Here is a 3,288-nt window from a genome sequence, read left to right as displayed (position 1 = left end):
GCACACCCGGCCGCGCCCCGGCCACCGAACGCGAGAAGCTCCTCGCCACCCTCTTCGCCGAAGTCCTCGGACTGCCCGACGTCGGCGCCGACGACAGCTTCTTCGCCCTCGGCGGCGACAGCATCACCTCCGTCCAGCTGGTGGGCCGCGCCCGCCTGGCCGGTCTCGTGCTGACGCCCCGCGAGGTGTTCCGGCACAAGACGGTCGAGGCGCTGGCCGCCGCCCTGCCCGAGTCCCCGGCCGAGCTCGCGCTCGCGCCCGACCCGGAGGGCGCGGACCCGGCGGTCGGCGCGCTGCCGGCCACCCCGATCATCCGCTGGCTGCGCGAACTCGGCGGCCGCATCGACGGGTTCAACCAGTCGGTGCTCGCGCCGGTGCCCGCCGGGCTGACCACGGACGTGCTGGCCGCCGTGCTCCAGGCCGTCCTGGACCACCACGACGCGCTGCGCGCCCGCCTGGTCCGCGGCCCGTCGGGCTGGACCCTGGAGGTACCGCCGAAGGGCGCGCTGCCGGCCGCAGGCCTGGTCCACCGGGTCGACGTCGCCGGCCTCACCGAGGCCGAGGCCGCCGCCCGGCTGGACACCGAGGGCCGCGCCGCCCAGGACCGGCTCAGCCCGGACGACGGCGTCATGGCCCAGGCGGTCTGGTTCGACGCCGGCCCGCAGGCCCCCGGCCGGCTGCTGCTCGTGCTGCACCACCTGGTGGTCGACGGCGTCTCCTGGCGGATCCTGATGCCGGACCTGATGGCCGCGTACGAGGCCGTCGCGGCCGGCCGGGAGCCCGCCCTGGAGCCGGTGTGGACCTCCTTCCGCGCCTGGGCCCGCGGCCTCGCCCGCGCCGCCCTCACCCCGGAGCGGACCGCCGAACTCCCGGTCTGGACCGCCATGCTGGCCGGGTACCAGGAGCCCCCGCTGGGCACCAGGGCGCTCGACCGCACCCGCGACCTCGCGGCCGGCGCCCGGCAGTACACCGTGACGCTGCCCGCCGACGTCACCGGTCCGCTGCTGTCCACCGTGCCCAGCGTGCTCGGCACCGGCGTCAACGAGGTGCTCCTCACCGCGTTCGCGCTCGCCGTCACCGGTTGGGACCGCGGCCGCGGCCGGGAGCGCGCGGCCGGCGTCCTGCTGGACCTGGAGGGCCACGGCCGCGAGGAGCTGCTCGCCGGGGTGCTGCCGGACGCCGACGTCTCGCGGACGGTCGGCTGGTTCACCAGCATGTTCCCGCTGCGGCTCGACCCCGGCGTCGCCGCCGCCGACTGGCCGGAGCTGCTGGCCGGCGGACCCGCCGCCGGGCGGGCCCTGGCCGCGGTGGCCGGACAGCTCGCCGCCCTGCCCGACAACGGCGCCGGGTACGGGCTGCTGCGCCACCTCAACCCGGAGACGGCGGGCGTGCTCGCCGCCCTCCCGGAGCCGCAGCTCGGCTTCAACTACCTGGGCCGCTTCGGCGCCGGGGACGGCGAGGACGACGGCGACGGCGGTCTCGGCGGCAGCGACGCCGCGATGCCCGCCGGCCACGCCCTGGAGCTCAACTCGCTGGCCCAGGACCGCCCCGACGGCCCGCACCTGGTGGCCTCCTGGAGCTGGCCCGGCGAGCTGTTCACCGAGGACGAGGTCGCCGCCCTGGCCGCCGCTTGGTTCTCGGCCCTACGGGCGCTGGTCGCCCACGCCGCGGACCCGTCGGCCGGGCCGGTCGAGGCCCTCGCGCCCCGCCCCGCCGCGCCGACTCCCTCGGCTGCACAGCCCGCACCGCTGCTGGATCTCGACCAGGACGAGATCGACGCGTTCGAAGAAGACTTCGAGTTCTGAGTTGGAGAGAAGCGACATGACCAAGGCAGCGACCACGGCGGCGACGACCAAGGCCAAGCCACGCATCGAGAGCATCCTGCCGCTCTCTCCGCTCCAGCAGGGCCTGCTGTTCCACGCCCGGTACGACACCCAGGGCCCGGACGTCTACACGATGCAGCTCGCGCTGGACATCGAGGGCGAGCTGGACACCGACGCGCTGCGCGGTGCCTGCGCCGCCCTGCTGCGCCGGCACGCCGGCCTGCGGGTCGCGTTCCGGTACCGCAAGAACGGCGAGCCGGTCCAGCTCGTCCCGTTCGAGGTCGCCCCGGACTTCACCGTCGTCGACCTCACCGGCCGACCATCCGGCGCGTGGGCGCACGCCGCCGAGGCCGTCGCGGCCGAGGACCGCGCCCGCCGCTTCGACCTCGCGCGCCCGCCGCTGATCCGCTTCACCCTGGTCTCCCAGGGCGCGGACCGGCACCAGTTCCTCGTCACCGTGCACCACATCCTGGTCGACGGCTGGTCCCGGGCGACGGTCATCGGCGAACTCTTCGAGCTGTACGGGCTGCTGCGGCGCGGCTCCGACGAGCGCGCGCTGCCGCCCGTCGCCCCCTACCGCGACTACCTCACCTGGGTGGCCGCGCAGGACCGCGCCACCGCCGAGGCCGCCTGGCGGGAGGTGCTCGGCGGGCTGGAGGAGCCGACGCTGCTCGCCGCCCCCGACCCGTCCCGCGCGCCGGTCGTCCCGGTGGCCACCCGGGCGGAGCTGCCGCCGGCGCAGACCGCGGCCCTGGTCCGCTTCGCCCGGGAGCGCGGGGTCACCGTCAACACCGTCGTGCAGGCGGCCTGGGCGATCGTCCTCGGGCGGCTCACCGGCCGGGACGACGTGGTCTTCGGCGGGACGGTCTCCGGCCGTCCGCCGCAGGTCCCGGGCGTCGAGTCGATGGTCGGCCTGTTCATCAACACCCTGCCGGTGCGCGTCGCGCTCGACCCGGCCGAGACCTTCGGCGCGCTGCTGGAGCGCCTCCAGGACCAGCAGGCCGGCCTCATGGACCACCAGTACCTCGGTCTCAGCGACGTGCTGCGCACCGCCGGGCACGGCGAACTCTTCGACACCCTGCTCGTGTTCGAGAACTACCCGGTGGACACCGAGGGCCTGCGCCGCTCGGCGGGCGGTCTCGGCGTCGTCGACGGCCGCAACCACGAGGGCACCCACTACCCGCTGAGCCTCACCGTCGGGCTCGGCACCACGCTGGCGCTGGACCTCGCGCACCGGCCCGACCTGCTCTCGCAGGAGCGGGTCGACGAACTCGCCGCCGCGCTGCTGCGCCTGCTCGGCGAGGCCGCTACGGTGGCCGAACTACCCGTCGGGCGGCTGCGGTTGTCGGACGGCACCCGGGTGCTCGACACGTGGGCCGGTTCGGTGGAGGTCGCGCCGGAGCCGGAGCCGCTGCTCGGGCGCTTCGCCCGGCAGGTCACGGCGACGCCGGACGCCACCGCCGTC

At 76.2% G+C, this 3,288-nt stretch carries 2 protein-coding genes; both read left to right on the top strand.

Translation table 11 applies throughout. From position 1 onward, the window contains the following. Positions 1-1,805: condensation domain-containing protein (locus tag AB0C76_RS41150; protein WP_359975848.1), on the top strand; the 1,805-nt coding region annotated here is incomplete at its 5' end. A gap of 16 nt (positions 1,806-1,821) precedes the next feature. Beyond that, on the top strand, positions 1,822-3,288 hold a 1,467-nt coding region (locus AB0C76_RS41145), incomplete at its 3' end, for a condensation domain-containing protein (protein ID WP_359975845.1).

It is taken from the genome of Kitasatospora sp. NPDC048722 (genome assembly GCF_040650235.1).
Taxonomy (GTDB): Bacteria; Actinomycetota; Actinomycetes; order Streptomycetales; family Streptomycetaceae; genus Kitasatospora.
Note: the sequence above shows the minus strand (reverse complement) of the source record. Positions and strands in the feature narration are given on the sequence as shown.